The organism is Erythrobacter sp. JB1-4 (genome assembly GCF_057365025.1).
This window is the reverse complement of sequence record NZ_CP200292.1, coordinates 471,935-486,696: the sequence shown is the minus strand read 5'-3', so window position 1 is coordinate 486,696 and position 14,762 is coordinate 471,935. Positions and strand designations below refer to the sequence as shown.

At 55.6% G+C, this 14,762-nt stretch carries 11 protein-coding genes; 5 read left to right on the top strand and 6 right to left on the bottom strand.

Going from position 1 to position 14,762, the window contains the following annotated elements:
* Positions 1 to 16: 16 nt before the first annotated feature.
* The 3 genes from AC0V61_RS02230 to AC0V61_RS02220 form a co-directional block, all read right to left on the bottom strand.
* Positions 17 to 826, bottom strand: coding sequence for an IclR family transcriptional regulator domain-containing protein (locus tag AC0V61_RS02230; protein ID WP_486155639.1), 810 nt, complete (start codon positions 824 to 826; stop codon positions 17 to 19).
* A 118-nt stretch (positions 827 to 944) separates the two neighbouring features.
* Positions 945 to 2,180: a methylaspartate ammonia-lyase gene (locus tag AC0V61_RS02225; protein WP_486155638.1), complete on the bottom strand. Its 1,236-nt coding sequence runs from the start codon at positions 2,178 to 2,180 to the stop codon at positions 945 to 947.
* A gap of 3 nt (positions 2,181 to 2,183) precedes the next feature.
* Positions 2,184 to 3,398, bottom strand: coding sequence for a CaiB/BaiF CoA transferase family protein (locus AC0V61_RS02220; protein ID WP_486159431.1), 1,215 nt, complete (start codon positions 3,396 to 3,398; stop codon positions 2,184 to 2,186).
* Positions 3,399 to 3,931: 533 nt separating this feature from the next.
* Here AC0V61_RS02220 and AC0V61_RS02215 point away from each other — a divergent pair.
* Together AC0V61_RS02215 and AC0V61_RS02210 are read left to right on the top strand one after the other, a co-directional pair.
* Positions 3,932 to 5,020: a helix-turn-helix domain-containing protein gene (locus AC0V61_RS02215; protein WP_486155637.1), complete on the top strand. Its 1,089-nt coding sequence runs from the start codon at positions 3,932 to 3,934 to the stop codon at positions 5,018 to 5,020.
* Between the two features lie 111 nt (positions 5,021 to 5,131).
* Positions 5,132 to 6,646, top strand: coding sequence for a S41 family peptidase (locus AC0V61_RS02210; RefSeq protein WP_486155636.1), 1,515 nt, complete (start codon positions 5,132 to 5,134; stop codon positions 6,644 to 6,646).
* Positions 6,647 to 6,770: 124 nt separating this feature from the next.
* Here the strand turns inward: AC0V61_RS02210 and AC0V61_RS02205 are convergent, their stop codons facing one another.
* Together AC0V61_RS02205 and AC0V61_RS02200 are read right to left on the bottom strand one after the other, a co-directional pair.
* On the bottom strand, positions 6,771 to 8,831 hold the full coding sequence (locus AC0V61_RS02205; protein WP_486155635.1) for an alpha/beta hydrolase family protein: 2,061 nt from the start codon (positions 8,829 to 8,831) through the stop codon (positions 6,771 to 6,773).
* Positions 8,832 to 8,986: 155 nt separating this feature from the next.
* Positions 8,987 to 9,199: a hypothetical protein gene (locus AC0V61_RS02200; protein WP_486155634.1), complete on the bottom strand. Its 213-nt coding sequence runs from the start codon at positions 9,197 to 9,199 to the stop codon at positions 8,987 to 8,989.
* A 295-nt stretch (positions 9,200 to 9,494) separates the two neighbouring features.
* On the opposite strand from AC0V61_RS02200, the gene AC0V61_RS02195 reads away from it, so the two are divergent.
* The 3 genes from AC0V61_RS02195 to AC0V61_RS02185 are packed head-to-tail and all read left to right on the top strand — an operon-like array spanning position 9,495 to position 13,214.
* Positions 9,495 to 11,417, top strand: coding sequence for a DUF3604 domain-containing protein (locus AC0V61_RS02195; RefSeq protein WP_486155633.1), 1,923 nt, complete (start codon positions 9,495 to 9,497; stop codon positions 11,415 to 11,417).
* Position 11,418: 1 nt separating this feature from the next.
* Positions 11,419 to 12,216, top strand: a complete 798-nt coding sequence (locus AC0V61_RS02190) for a peptidyl-prolyl cis-trans isomerase (protein WP_486155632.1) — start codon at positions 11,419 to 11,421, stop codon at positions 12,214 to 12,216.
* 5 nt (positions 12,217 to 12,221) lie between these two features.
* Positions 12,222 to 13,214, top strand: coding sequence for a HupE/UreJ family protein (locus tag AC0V61_RS02185; RefSeq protein ID WP_486155631.1), 993 nt, complete (start codon positions 12,222 to 12,224; stop codon positions 13,212 to 13,214).
* Between the two features lie 20 nt (positions 13,215 to 13,234).
* Here AC0V61_RS02185 and AC0V61_RS02180 read toward each other — a convergent pair whose 3' ends face one another.
* Complete coding sequence (locus tag AC0V61_RS02180; protein WP_486155629.1) at positions 13,235 to 14,749, bottom strand: tryptophan halogenase family protein; 1,515 nt, start codon at positions 14,747 to 14,749, stop codon at positions 13,235 to 13,237.
* Positions 14,750 to 14,762: the final 13 nt, after the last annotated feature.

Here is a 14,762-nt window from a genome sequence, read left to right as displayed (position 1 = left end):
ACGCTAAGAGCGTGCGCTAAGCCGCGTGGCTTTCCTGCCCACCAAAATCGCTACCCACTGTCTCACTGATCGCGCGGGCGGTTTCTTGCATCATCGGGAGGAATTCTTGTGCTGCTTCATTGGGCTTGATCGCCGATGCGAAGTATATCAGCGCCATTGTGCCAATCAGCTTGCCGTTTGAACTCATGATCGGCACTGCGAGCGAGGATGTCTTTCCCGGCTCAAAATTGTGCAAATTGCGCGCCTGCATAGCGTACCCAGCCTCGCGGATTTTTGCCAAAGCCACTCCATCCGACAAAAGCAGCAGGCCGGTCTGCGCCGCTTCACTGTCAGTCGCCTGAAATGCGTCTTCGATCATGCCGAGCTCTTCTTCATCGCAATGCGCAAGGTACGCTTTGCCCGTCGCACATTCAGAGATCGGCAGAGTGAAGCCGGGATAGTAATTGGTGAAGGTGAGCGATGTCATCTGGTGGGTCGATTCGCGCACCATCATGCGCGTTCCCACCCGCGTCGCAAGCGAGATCGGCCAGCCCACTTTCTTACATAGCTCTGTCATATGCGGGCGCGCTTCAGCGGCGAGCATGTCTTCTTGCTGAAAGCCGGTCGCAAGCGATTGGACAAGCGCAGTGACGCGGTACTTCTTTCGCCCTGTTTCGCGTTCAATCAGCCCTTCATGCATTAAGGTTTGCACCACCCGGCAGGCCGTGGCGTAGGGGACATTGGCGCTGCGAGAGATGCCCATCAGTGTGATCGGGCCATCGCGGCTCACTGCCGACAAGACGGCAAATCCGCGACTGATTGCTCTGACAGGTACGCCTCGTTCCATATTCGCCTCGCTAACCACGTGTCGGTTACGAGAATTTGGCGAATTGTACAAGGTGGTGGACACGCAGTTCGTCAAATTCAGTATACAGTATGGCGAATTTGCATACGCTCATTGCAAGTCACCTGCGCGCATTGATCTGGGCAAGCGTGCGACTTTGCTCATTGCCGACAATGCAAATCGCCTCGTCCACTCCCATACCCGGTTTTGCCAGCATCATATCTGCCTGCATGGCCAGCGCGACGTGAACACAGGCGCGTGCGGACACATCTGTTTCCGCGCTCGTACCCCCGCAATAGGCGCCCACGCCTGAGTCTTTCGCGTATTCAATTGCTCGCGCGCTATCGAGCAGGCTGCCAACATCTGGGGTCTTTACTTGGATAAAATGTGCCGCCTTCGCATCGCAGAAATCCTGCACGTCTTTCAAAGTGTTGCAGTGTTCGTCCGCTACGATCTTGCCTGATGTGCCGAGTGCTGTGATATGCTCGACAATCTCAGCATAGCGTCCGATCTGTTCTCCTCTGTCACCGTAGTCGACCGGACTTTCGATCAACAGCTCAAACTCCGGCACTGCGTCTGCGCACCTTGCGATGAACTCGGCGACCTTGGCTGGCTCTTTAGAAAAACCAAGTCCGATCCATCCGTAGAGATCGAAGTGCAGGCGAGGGCGGTATTCGGAGCCGCCCAGCTGATCAGCACGCTTTGCGACCCAGCGTATATACTCGAGGAATGTCGCACCTTGCTCACCGAATTTCTCCGCTGAGTTAATCAAACCATGGGGGAGGATATCAACCCGCTTGAGGATCATCTTATCGACGTTGAGATAACGCTCATCCCCGCTTTGCGCGAAAATCGGTATGGGCGCGCTGGGCAAGGGGCGCTTGAAAATCTTGCATAGCACCTGGGTCGCAGTGCAGTTCTTCGCATAGGCGGCAGCAGCGATAATCGCCTGACTGGCGCCGTATTTGATTGCGAGCGGAAGGCTTGACGCATCGTCACCTTCAAGCGCGATTTGACTGGTCTCCAGCGCCTCAGCCGCGTCCCTGCCAATCAGTTTTGGGCGCAAATGCTCGTTTGTGAGAGAAGCAATATTGTCAGGATCAAACAGCGGATCGCGGCCCGCCGCGCCTGAATATTGGACGCTCACCATATCGCCCCAAACGGTTGCTCCGCCGTCCAGAACAAGGCCAATGCTCAAAGCGCGCGAGGGTTGACGGATTGTCTCAAACCCGGCGGTGGCCGGCCGGCCGACATAGGCGAAACCGTCATGCACTGCGCCAGCGCGGATAGCGGCTTGATCATCGTAGAAGAACGATCCCATGGCAGGCGCAAGGATGATGTCAGTGATAGTGGGCATGGGTCAGATCACCCCTTTGCTTTTGAAGGCTTCAATTTCTGCTGAGCCGAACCCAAGGTCGCTTAAGATATCGTCATTGTCTGCGCCAAGCAGGGGCCCCGCGCGGTTGGGCGGGCGCTTTCCATCAAGCTTGATCGGGCTTGCCAGCACTTGAAGATCATCGCGGTCCGGGTGCTCGACACTGTCGCGCATCCCAATCGTGTCGACCCAAGGGTTATCCAGCGCATCGGCCAGCGTGTAGACGGGCGCCACCGGCACATAGCCTTCGAGAAGCTCACACCAATGGGCCATGGATTGTTTGGAAAACTCACGATCCAGTGCCTGTGTCAAAACCTCACGATTGGCCAATCGGTCAGCATTGGTGGCAAATTTGGGATCGCTTGCAAGCTCTTGCAGCTCCATCCGCTCCACCAACAAATCCCAGAACTTAGGAAGTTGGCATGCGACAAACATCCACCCATCTGATGCTTTAAACATCTGGCTAGGCGTCGCGTTTGCATGAGCACCGCGCGGGGTTTTGCCGGTCTCATCGCCTGCGTTCATGTACCATAGCGCGGGATAGCTTGTTTGGTGAAGGGCTGCTGCAAACAGGTCCGTGTCCACATCGCGCCCAACGCCCGTACGCTCGGCATCAACAAGCGCCGCTAGCAAGCCAATCGTGAAAATCGTGCCCGTCATAAAATCGACCATGGAAAGCCCCATGCGCACAGGATCACCGCCCGGATCGCCTGTGACAGAACAGTACCCGGCCTCGGCCTGCATCAGGAAATCATAACCGGGCCGCGCCGCCCGCTCATTATCGCGGCCATAGGCAGACAAGTGTGCGCAAACGATGGCTGGATTGAGCTTCTTCAAGTGATCGTAGGTAAGCCCCAATTTCTCCGGCAGATCACCGCGCAGATTGTTCGCGACCACATGTGAGCTTGCCGCAAGCTTTTCAAAGATCGTGCGGCCCTCTTCGCTTCGAAGATCAAGCGTCAGGGATTTCTTGTTGAGATTAAACGCATGGAAATAGACACTTTCTGCCTCGCGCAGGAAATGAGGTCCCACCGCGCGCGCGGTGTCCCCACCGCTGCGGGTATTATTGGGCCCTTCCTTTCGCGGCGGCTCGATCTTTATTACCTCTGCACCCAATTGTGCCAGATGCATCGTGCCATAGGGACCTGCACCATATTGCTCAGCGCTGATGATGCGGTAGCCGGAAAGGGGGAGTTTCATACTCACGATACTGCTCCCAAGGTGCTACACATGATGAGGAAATTGTGTTGTGGGTGCTGACACCGGATACTGTTGAATAGTGCTGTTGGCATGGCTGCGGCTTAGTCTTGAAAACAGCAAAAGCCGAACCACGGCCTCGGAAAATTCCAATAGGCGGATACTGTGGCTCGCGAGCGGGGGTAATTTTGGCAGGCGACCACTATCGAATAGGATCCCAAGGCCATTGCTTTGCTTCCCCGGTAACCTGCGCGTTGGTATGCCCTAAAGGGTAGAAGAAGCACGTGCCTTTAAGGGCGCAAGATGCAATGGGACCTGCGAGGTGAGGGCGCTGGGGCAAAGGGGGCTCAAAAGCAGCGTGCCAAAGTATTGCGATGCAAATCATAAAAACTGGCAAAACCTTCCAGATTTTCTAGATTTGAGACGCTCCACTGATCGGCCATCGCTAGCACTTTGCCAAAGCCCATTTTACGAGACACGATTGCACTAAAATGCCAGATGGATTTGAGCAGTTAGCGCTAAACTGGCGGTCGACCTTGACCGGGTCAATCATGCTGTGCGCAAGCCTTGCGGCAATCTTTTTGATGCGCCGCCGGATCGAGCCCAGGGCCAGCGCCGCTTTTGCCGCTTTCGTCATCCTTGCCTGTGTGTCGGCCATACCCACCGTGATCGGCTTTGCCGGGGCGTATGATATCTGGCCCGGTCTCACGTTTTTGCCCACAGAAACCTATTTGCTGCTTGCTCCGCTCATTCTAATTCACGCCCGTTTCTTGATGGTTTCGGGTCCCAACGGGCGGTTCTGGTGGCTTTTATTGCCCGGTGTGATCCATCTTTTCTATCAACTTTGGGCCTTCACCATGCTTGGCGATGCATCGCAAAAATGGGCTTATGGCCGCGCTGTTTACTTACCTTACATATTTCCAGCCGTGACAATTCTGACGTGGATCATGATTGCCGCCTGCATGGGGTATGTCTGGCGGCTGCGGCGTCGTTATCTCAACTGGCTCAGCGACAATCAGGCCGATGGGGAACAGTTTGATGCAAGCTGGCTCGGTCACCTTGTTGCTTTGATGATTTTCACCTCGCTGTTTTGGATCGCGAAGACCGTGGTTTCGGCTTGGTACGAATTCGACTTTTTTGATGCATATGCGTGGGATTTTGCAGCGCTGTTCTTGATCTTCGTGATCGCGCTTGAAGCATTGATTGGTATCAACAGCCCCTATCCCAAAATGAGCGATAGCAAGGATGATGCGGGCGAGGCGCCTGTTGCCCCGCCAATCAAGGACTGGGCTGCTGAAGGGCAAAAGCTGAAAGCGCAAGTGTCTGAGAAAAAGTGGTTTCTTGAGCCTGAATTGTCACTGCAGTCATTGTCGCGCCGCTATGGGATGAACCATGTGTATCTTTCGCGTGCCATAAATGAGGGGTTAGGATACAATTTTAACGGCTTTATCAACCGGCTCAGGGTGGAATATGCAAAAGAGCTGATCGAAGCGGGCGACGAACGCTCCTTGACGCAGATTGCTCTGGTGGTTGGCTTCGGCTCAAAGGCGAGCTTTAACCGTGCCTTTAAGCAATATGCCAATCTCAGTCCAAGCGAGTATCGGAAACAGCTTATGTCCAAGTAAGTGGACACATATGGCGTCCAACGCAAATGATAAAAATTCGAGGCCGTCGCCTGATTTGAGGCGATGAGACTTGCTGGTGCGTGCCAGTAAAGCGGGACTAGGAGATTGCCGATGAAACTCATTCTATCCGTTGCCTCACTCGCTGCTGGTGCCACGCTTTTGTTTGCTGCTTTTTCGGGCAGCGAAGCACAGGTTCAGCCCCAAAAGCGTGATCATGTTGCCGCTGATGCGATTATGACCCCGGAGCAGGTGGCTACTGATCTTGCTCTGGCAGAAGAGGCGTTCTCGCGCGTCCATCCTGGATATACCCGCTATGCTAGCGAAGCTGAAATGCGAGATGCATGGGCTTCTGTTCGCCAGACCGCGCAAGACAATGGCGGAATGCCGCTTGGTGATTTTTATCTGGCTGTAAACCGTGTTCTCACACAGATCCGCTGCGACCACACTAAAGCAGAGCTCCCCCGTGCCATGCGTCAGGCGCGTAAAGGTAAGCCGCTATATCTTCCTATGCGCTGGGAGTGGATTGAGGGACGCGGTATCATCGACAGCGTAGGGGACGGCGTCAACGCAACCCGCGGTGAGGAAATCATCGCGATTGATGGAAGGCCGCTAGGGGAGATCGTCCAAGAGGTTTCCGCGTATATTCCCGTTGATGGATACACCGATTGGTCCCGGCGGTCGGGCATCAGCCAATCGCTTGAATTCATGGGTGGCGGCGTCGATCATTTCGGCGCGCTTTTGTGGGAAATTCCCGAAGTGGCCAAAGTTACGCTGAAAAACGAGAGCGGAGAGGAACGCGATGTCTCAATTCCTCGCGTCAGTTTTGCTAAGTGGTCGGGCCTTGGCCGCAAGAGTGAGGCTAATTTCAAAGATGCGGTGACCTACGAAACACTCGCTGAGCAAGTGGGCTATCTCAGCGTCGATACTTTTGTGAACTACCGTGATCCGGTGAAGCCCAAGGACATTTTCCAGCCTCTGTTTAAGGCAATTCGGCAAGAGGGGATTAAGACCCTTATTCTGGATCTCAGGTTGAACGGCGGGGGATCAGGCGATGCCCAATATGAGCTGCTCGCTAACCTGCTTGAGGCGAAGTACCGGCCTATGAAGGAGATGCGAGCAAAGACGCTCGACCTTGACGGTATTCGACCGCATTTGTGGACGTGGGACAGCCGCGCGCTTGACCCAAATCCGCTGGGCTTTTCGAAGAATGACGACGGTACTTATGCGCTCAGGCGCTTTGTGAGCTCGGATTTGAAGTCGGTGAGCCCTGCTAGATACGCGTTTAGGGGCAAGCTGATCGTACTAACGAGCGACACCAACTCTTCGGGCAGCACCAATATGAGCGCTTGGCTCAAGGAATTGGACCGCGCAGTTTTGGTGGGAGAGAAGACGGGGGGAAGCGCCGAAGGAGTGACGGCCGGCCTGCAATTCACGCTCACACTGCCGGAAAGCGGTGTGCGCATGCGGCTCCCGTTCTTCTTTATGATGAACAATGTGAGCGAGTTTGAAAAAGGGCTTGGCATAAGCCCCGATTTTAACGCCCATATGACGGTTGAGGCGTTTAGAGCGGGACGCGATCCAGCGCTTGAGTTTGCTCTTTCAATGGCCACTACGCAATCGGATTAGCCGAAGGTTCGGCTTCCCAAAAAATGACACCGCCCAAGCGAGGGTATCGCTTGAGCGGTGTATTTGCGTTGTGTTGACGCCCAACCCAAGGGCAAAGCGTCAAACAAATGTCGCAGCCTTAGCCCTACATCTTTAGCATTTCAGGAGCTTGGCTCTCATCACTTTCGATATAGGCAGGGTTGTATTTCTCAAGCCAATTGTACGACTCTTCAATCCACTGGATGTGGACGTCATCATACGGCAGGTTGTGAGTGCCTTGTTCCTGAACGATGTATTTGAAGTCTTTGCCTTCTTTTTTGCCTGAGCGCTTAAGATTGCGCACCAGAACTTCAGCTTGCTCCATTGGAATACGCGCATCACGCTCGGCGGCAACGATCAAAATGGGAGACCACGCGCCATCCGTGTTGCGAGCAGGCGAGATACCCGATGGGTCTTCTGACGTTGCCTGGAACCCGCGGCTAAAGCGGCCAAGGTTCTTTTCATCCCATTTGTTCATGAGAGGCATGTCGTAAACGCCAGCGCCAGCGATAGCGCACTTCCAGACATTGGGATCACGCTCGGCTCCGCGTGCGGCTGCATAGCCGCCATAGGACCAACCCATAATGCAAGCGCGGCTTGGGTCGATGATGCCTTGGGCTCCAAAGTATGTCAGCACGTCGTTGAGATCGTCTTGCATACGCTTGCCGTAACCGCCTGGTTCACGCCCGACAGCGACGAACTCTTTGCCGTATCCGCCCGAGCCCCGGTAGTTTGGTTGAACCACAACATAGCCCATTTCAGCGAGTGGTTGGTTCCAAGGCTCGCCGCCATTGGTCGCTGAGATGGCACCGAAAGGACCGCCGTGAGGCATCACTACGACGGGAAGATTTTTCTCACCCATCCGGTGGCGCGGGTACGTTACAATCGCCTGCATCTTCATGCCGTCGCTTGCTGTGTACCATTCCGCCTTAACCGGATTGAGCGGTGCGTCCTTAAGGCCGACACGCCCCCAGCTAAGGAGTTGGAAGTCGCCCGTGGTCCGATTCCAGAGGAAGTAGCCTGGGTTATTGGTCATCCCACCAAGTCCGATAACCAGCATATTAAGGTCATCTGACCAATCGATGATACTGGTTTGATCTTCACCAAAATTGGAATCGAGATCGCTTTGGATGGCCTTCATCTCTGGATCGATCCACGCGGTGTCATATGATCCGTCGAAGGTTCTGACACCAAGAAGTTTCCCGCCGTTGTCTGCGGTGCGCAGACCCTGAACATCAAACCCTTCGGTCTCAAACACAGTCTCGACGGTTTGCATGGTCGTCATGTCGAGCTTGTAGAGTTTATCGACGCCCTCGTGGTTTGAGATGGTGTAGGCGTAGTTGGTGCCCGGGATAAACATGGAAGGCGCAGGGAGCGTCTCAGTGAAGGTCGCATCCGCCTCATTATAGACCGTCTTTAAATTCCGCTCGCCTTCAGGCTTGAAGAGCATGCGGATTTTGCCGTTTTTGCTATTTCTGTTGAAGCCAGCACGGATGACGCCTTCGCTATCTGCGGCCCAACCGCGGATAACCGGGTTGGTGCGCTGAACCCGTTTGGTCTCACCAGTCGTAATGTCGACTTTGACCACTTCGGGATAGCCTTTGCGGCTGGTGTTGTCTGCCACGTTGACCTTCTCGAGAAGAAATTCGCCCTTCTCATGGTCAACGTGCAAGATCGAACCGCCGTCGCCGCCCATATCTTCCCATGCTTGTTGAATGAATTTGCCTGTGTTCACGTCATAGGCCAGCAAACGGCGCCAATCGCCCGCGCCAAAGCCGATATCTTCATTCAGAATTACGGTAAGAAGGAGGTGATCTTCACCGACCCAGCGAAAGCCGGTCAACTGGCGGTCACCTTCTTCGCGGCTTTCTTCGGAAGAAAGAATGCGCTTCTCTTTATAGGTTTCAAGGTCAAGCATCACCAAAACAGATTGGCCACCGACCCCGGCAAGATAAGCAAGTTTCTTACCATTGGGTGAAATGCGAATGCTGCGCATGTTTTGGAACTTGACGAATTCAGCAACCGGGATGCGGCTCACATCGGTTGGCTTGACTTGTGATGCGCTTGTTTGCGCCGATACGCTTTCTACGCTCGTTACCGTTGTGATGGCCAATGCGCTGATCATGCAAGCAGCCGTGCTTAGAAAGAGGGCAGGTCTCAGTTTCATTTCGCGATCCTAATTTTCAAAATGTCTTCCAGTCCACTCGCTATCGTGCCTGAGCGACAGCGTGCATGCCTTCAGGGCTAACACGGCTTAGGCGCATTGGGCAAATTGATTTGTGTAAAGCATGCGCACAGGGCAACACGCCGTGAAAAAGCGCCTTATCCGAGCGCTGAGGTTGCAAAGAAATCAAGCATGTCTTCGCTAACGGTGTAATTGTCGGCGTCTCTGGTCTCCCATGCATACCCGCTAAGTTTGAAGTCCGCTGCTCCGCCCACGACCGATCCCACTATGGATGCACCCAAAGCGATCGCGGCTGGGCCAAGTTCACCTGTGGCGATGCCGCACAATCCAATATGTTCTTCGAACGACAAATTTGTTTTGATGAAGCAATAATTTGCATCGAGTATTTATAAGGATATTGATGAAGGTATTCTTGTGAAAGTAGAGAATCTGTGAATATTGTTATAACTGAGATATTACTTTTATTTTCTCGATTTTTATTTTTTCTCATTTTGGGATGCGCGTACAAATACACCAATTGGAAATACAAGAACCCGCTCGCCAAATGCGTGAGGTTGGTCGGTCCCTGTCAGAAGCGTCAAGCTTGACGCAGCGGCATTCGAGAGCAATGGTCGCGCCGAAAAAAACAGATCGGGGAGAGGGCTGATGCGCGGGAGTTTTGGCTCGCTTGCAATGGCAAGCATTTTGGCAATTGGTGTGGCAGCGTGTTCGGGTGATGGGCCTGAGGCAAGCCCGGAAGCATCGGGCGATGGCACTGACACCATCGAACTGGCAGAGTTTCCAGACCGCCCTTATTGGGGCGACACCCACCTTCACACCGATAACTCGGTCGATGCGTTTGGCTTTGGTACTCGGCTTGGCCCAGAGGCGGCGCTAAGGTTCGCGCGTGGGGAAACCGTCACCGCCACGACCGGTGCAGACACCCAGCTTGCCCGTCCGCTCGACTTCCTCGTTATCGCTGACCACTCCGACGCACTTGGCGCAACCCGTCGCCTATATGATGCGCCGCGCTGGTATGTGAATTGGGTCATTGGCGATGAGACCGTGCTTCGCTGGTATGACATGATGCACGAAAGCCCAGAGCAATCGACAAAGGCTATCGGTGAGCTCATTTCAGCCGCCGCCGAAGACCGTGTGCCAGAGGCAATGGCCGATCCAGAGGCAGCAGCCGAGGCGACTAAGGACATTTGGAACACACAGCTTTCCGTTCTTGATCGTTACAATGAGCCGGGCGTGTTCACTGCGCTTGCCGGCTATGAGTGGACCGCCATGCCTAATGGCAACAATTTGCACCGGGTGGTCATGTTCCGCGATGGCTCGGATAAGACGCGCCAGACTGTGCCTTTTCCCGGTCTTCAGACCAAAGCGCCCCAGCTGTGGGAATATATGCGCAATTATGAGGCAGAGACGGGCGGCCGGGTTCTGGCGATCCCGCACAATGGCAACCTTTCCAATGGTATGATGTGGCAAATGACCATGGAAGATGGTTCGCCCATGACCGAGGAATACGCTGCCCTTCGCGCGTGGGCTGAACCGGTGATTGAGGCGACCCAGATTAAGGGCGACAGCGAGACCCACCCTTACCTTTCTCCCAATGATGAGATGGCCGGTTTCGGCGTCCAAGGCTGGGACTTTGGCAATCTGTCTTTGAGCGAGAAGACCGAGCCTTCGATGTATGCCGGCTCCTATGCGCGCTCGGCATTGCTGCGCGGGCTTACGCTTGAACAGCAGCTTGGCGTGAACCCCTACGCCTTTGGGATGATCGGTTCGACCGACAGCCACACCTCGCTTGCAACGGGTGATGAAGACAATTTCTGGGGCAAGCACACCGGAAATGAGCAAAGCTACTCCGACCGTTCGATCGTCGGGCAAAACCTTGGCACACGTGAGGGGCGTTTTGGCTGGCATTACCTTGCAGGCGGCTACGCAGCGGCCTGGGCACGGGGCAACACCCGCGCCGAAATCTTCGATGCGTTTGCGCGCCGCGAAGTCTACGCCACCACCGGTCCACGCATGAGCGTCCGGGTGTTCGGCGGCTTTGGTTTTACCGCGGATGATTGGGATGGCGACTGGGTGCGCAAAGGTTATACCGAAGGCGTTCCCATGGGCGGCGAGCTGACCGACGAAGGCAAAGCGCCAAGCTTCCTCATCAGCGCGATGAAAGACCCCGACGGGGCTAACCTTGACCGTGTTCAGGTCATCAAAGGTTGGCTGGACAGCTCTGGCGAAATGCAAGAGCAAGTCTACGACGTAGTGTGGAGCGACATGGATGCACGCCGCAAGTCGGGCGGAAAAGTGCCTTCTGTGGGCGACACAGTGAATCGCGAGGATGCGACCTACACCAACGACATAGGCGCAGCGGAACTGCGCACCACTTGGACCGATCCTGATTACCAAGTGGGCCAACGTCCGTTCTATTATGTGCGCGTTCTGGAGATCCCGACGCCGCGTTGGACATTGTTTGATGCGGTGCGCTTTGGGATCACGCTTTCCGAGGATGCCATGGCCGATGCTGTGGCGCAGGAGCGGGCCTACACCTCGCCTATCTGGTTGAAAGCGGCAAAGTAAGATGAATTTACCTGCTTGGACGCGCGAGCCGCTCGTTCATTTCACTGCGCTTGGCGCTGTGCTTTACGTTGCGCTGACATGGGGCGGCAATCCGCCTGATCCCTCGAGCCGGGTGATCAGCGTGGGGGCCGCGGAGACAGAGAAGATAGCCGAAAGCTGGACGCTGACCATGGGGCGTGCGCCCACCGATGCAGAGCTTGACTTGGCGATTGATGCCTTCGTTCGCGAAGAGGTGCTTTACCGCGAGGCATTGCGGCTTGGTTTTGACGAAAGCGATGCGATTGTGCGCAGGCGGCTGGTGTCCAAAATGGACCTCTCGGCAAGCTTAGCCGCCGAAACTGCAGAGCCTTCGGACGAGGTCTTGCGCAAGTTCCTTGCCGACAATCCTGAACTCTACACCGATGAAGCTTCGGCAAATGCGGTTGTGACTTTTGATCAGGCGGTGTTTTCAAGCGAGGCGCAGGCGAACGCGGCATTGGGCGGCAGCGCGCCAAAGGGCGATGCATCCAGCCTGCCTGCCAATATGTCCGAGCCCATGCGCGATGTCGAAGCCCGCTTTGGCAAGCAATTTGCGGCGGGCCTGCGCGCCCTAGACCCGCTTGACAGTTGGCAAGGGCCCATCCGCTCAGGCTTTGGCTGGCACTTGGTTCGGTTGACTGCGCGCGAAGTGCCTGAGCCCGACTTTGATGCTTTGCGAGTGTCCATCGCAAACGACTGGCGCAATGCTGAGATTAAAGCGCGCAAAGAGCGAGCCTTTGAAACGCTCAGCAGCGCCTACCGCATCGACGTCGACCGGTGAGACCCATGCTGCGCTGGCTGATCGGCCTCCTCACACTTCTTATCGCCCTACCGCTCAGCGCGCATGAATTGCGCCCGTCGGTTGTGGAAATGCGTGAGGTGGAAAAGGGGCAATATACGCTCGATTGGAAGGTGACGCTTTCGGTGGGCAGTGCTGGCCTGCTTGCGGATCGCTTGGAGCCGGTGATCCCTGACAATTGCGCGATTGAGGGCGACGCCGTCCAGCGCATTCAATCGGCCGCCCTAATGGGACGTGCCAGCATCGTGTGCGAAGGTGACCCGGCAGGCGGTGCATTTGGGCTATCCGAGCTGCTCGGCAAATCGGACGCCATCGCGCGATACATTCCAATAGATGCGCCAACGCAAAGCTTCCGCCTGACCGCTGACGAGCCATCGACCACGATCCTTGCTGAGCCATCACCGTTGAGCGTCTTGTGGGATTATTTCATCATTGGCGCAGAACACATTGTGTTTGGCTGGGACCACCTCCTGTTTGTGATCGCACTGGTGCTTTTGATCCGCAGTCCGTGGCCTGTGATCAAGGCGGCGACCGCGTTCACTGTTGCCCATTCGCTCACTCTGGTGGCCACAGTGCTCGGCTATTCAGGGCTGCCAGGACGCCCAGTAGAAGCGCTGATCGCGCTCTCCATTGTGTTCCTCGCCGTCGAGGTCGCGATTGTATTGCGAGACCCAGAGCGCCAGACTTTGACCCGGCGTTTCCCATGGGCGGTGGCCTTTGGCTTTGGCCTTGTGCACGGCTTTGGCTTTGCAGGGGCGCTTGCCGACATTGGCCTTCCGCAAACGCAGCTTGCAGCGGCGCTGTTTGCCTTCAACGTTGGGGTTGAGGCCGGGCAGCTGCTTGTGGTTGCGATCACCATGGTGATCCTTGCAGGCCTCAGACGAGCGCCCGATTTGGTCGAAAGCAGAGCCTTGACCACCACCACCTATGCGATTGGTACGGTGGGGAGCTTCTGGTTGATCGAGCGGATCATAGGCTGAGCATTTTACGACCCTAGGTTTTACTGCGCTAGAAAAGCCTCATGCGGTGGGAGGGGCTCCACTGCCCGCTCAATCAATTTGCGTACATTGCCTAGGAATTCGTCCAATTGGTCATCGGTAATGCCGTTTGCCATGGGGTCATAACCGCGCGGGGTGATACCCTGGCCCAGCATCACCTGTACCCAGCTTGCTTCTCGGAAGAGGTCATCGGCATCCCGGCCCACACGCCCGCTTGAGGCGAAGAGTTCCATCTTGTGCGTGAGGCTGTCCGGGACCGACATGTTCTTGCAATAGCGCCAGAACTCAGTGTCCTCGCGCTTCGTTTGGTGGTAATGCAGGATCAGGAAGTCGCGGATCTGCTCAAACTCATTTCCGCAGCGCTGGTTGTATTCCTCGCGCTCTTTTGCGGCGTTTTGACTGCTCGGGAAGAGCTGGAGAAGGCGGCTCACATGTGATTGGATGAGATGGATACTGGTCGATTCCAACGGCTCCAAAAATCCGCTCGCAAGGCCAATGCCGACGCAATTGTGCGACCAAAACTGCTGGCGCCTGCCCGTGGTGAAACGGATTGGGCGGGGGTCCGCGAGAGGCTTTGTGTCGAGCCCTGCAAGCAGCACGTCGCCCGCTTCCTCATCCGAGATAAACTCGCTTGAATAGACATGACCATTGCCGGTGCGGTGTTGCAAGGGGATGCGCCATTGCCAGCCTGCCTGTTTCGCTGTTGCGCGGGTGTAGGGCACCAGTGTTTCCAATCGTTCACTCGGCACCGCTTGCGCGCTATTGCAGGGGAGCCAATGCGACCAATCCTGATAGCCAACCCCCAATTCCTGTCCCAAAAGAAGCGCGCGAAAACCGGTGCAGTCGATAAAGAAGTCGCCAGAAACCTCGTGCCCGCTGTCCAGCGTGATTGAGGTGATGTCGCCGCTTTCACCATCGCGTGACACCGCGCTTACGATCCCTTCGGTTCGCTTGACGCCTTTGTCTTCCGCAAACTCGCGCAAGTATGCTGCATAAAGGCTCGCATCGAAATGATAGGCGTAGGCAAGACCCGTCATGGGCGTGTTGCCGACCCGGTCGAGCTTCCCGAACTTCGCCTGATCTGCCGCGACCTTGTGTAGCGAATAATGCCACAGGTCTTTATCGTGCCCCTTGGCTGCGGCGCGCGCCCAATATTGGTGGAACGGGACGCTCGCAAGGTTGATACCGGCATCGCCAAAGGTGTGGAGGTAGCTTGAACCGATCTCGCCCCAATCGACAAACTCAATGCCGAGCTTGAACGTCCCTTGTGTTCTTTTGACAAAGTCTTGCTCATCAAGGCCAAGGATCGTGTTCAAGCGGATAATCTGCGGGATAGTGGCCTCGCCGACACCAACTGTGCCGATAGCGTCTGATTCCACTAACTCGATATCGATTGCCTTGCCCATAAGCCGCGCGAAGGCAGCTGCACAAATCCAACCTGCTGTGCCTCCGCCCACAATAACAAGTCTACTTGGTCCTGATCTTTGGGGTGGTGTTTGGGGATTTGTATCGCTCAAAGCTTGTACTCTT

What these genes read in the sequence shown, in the direction of transcription:
- AC0V61_RS02230 (WP_486155639.1), bottom strand. Translation starts at nt 826, where the DNA reads ATGGAACGAGGCGTACCTGTCAGAGCAATCAGTCGCGGATTTGCCGTC.
- AC0V61_RS02225 (WP_486155638.1), bottom strand. Translation starts at nt 2,180, where the DNA reads ATGCCCACTATCACTGACATCATCCTTGCGCCTGCCATGGGATCGTTC.
- AC0V61_RS02220 (WP_486159431.1), bottom strand. Translation starts at nt 3,398, where the DNA reads ATGAAACTCCCCCTTTCCGGCTACCGCATCATCAGCGCTGAGCAATAT.
- AC0V61_RS02210 (WP_486155636.1), top strand. Translation starts at nt 5,132, where the DNA reads ATGAAACTCATTCTATCCGTTGCCTCACTCGCTGCTGGTGCCACGCTT.
- AC0V61_RS02205 (WP_486155635.1), bottom strand. Translation starts at nt 8,831, where the DNA reads ATGAAACTGAGACCTGCCCTCTTTCTAAGCACGGCTGCTTGCATGATC.
- AC0V61_RS02195 (WP_486155633.1), top strand. Translation starts at nt 9,495, where the DNA reads ATGCGCGGGAGTTTTGGCTCGCTTGCAATGGCAAGCATTTTGGCAATT.
- AC0V61_RS02190 (WP_486155632.1), top strand. Translation starts at nt 11,419, where the DNA reads ATGAATTTACCTGCTTGGACGCGCGAGCCGCTCGTTCATTTCACTGCG.
- AC0V61_RS02185 (WP_486155631.1), top strand. Translation starts at nt 12,222, where the DNA reads ATGCTGCGCTGGCTGATCGGCCTCCTCACACTTCTTATCGCCCTACCG.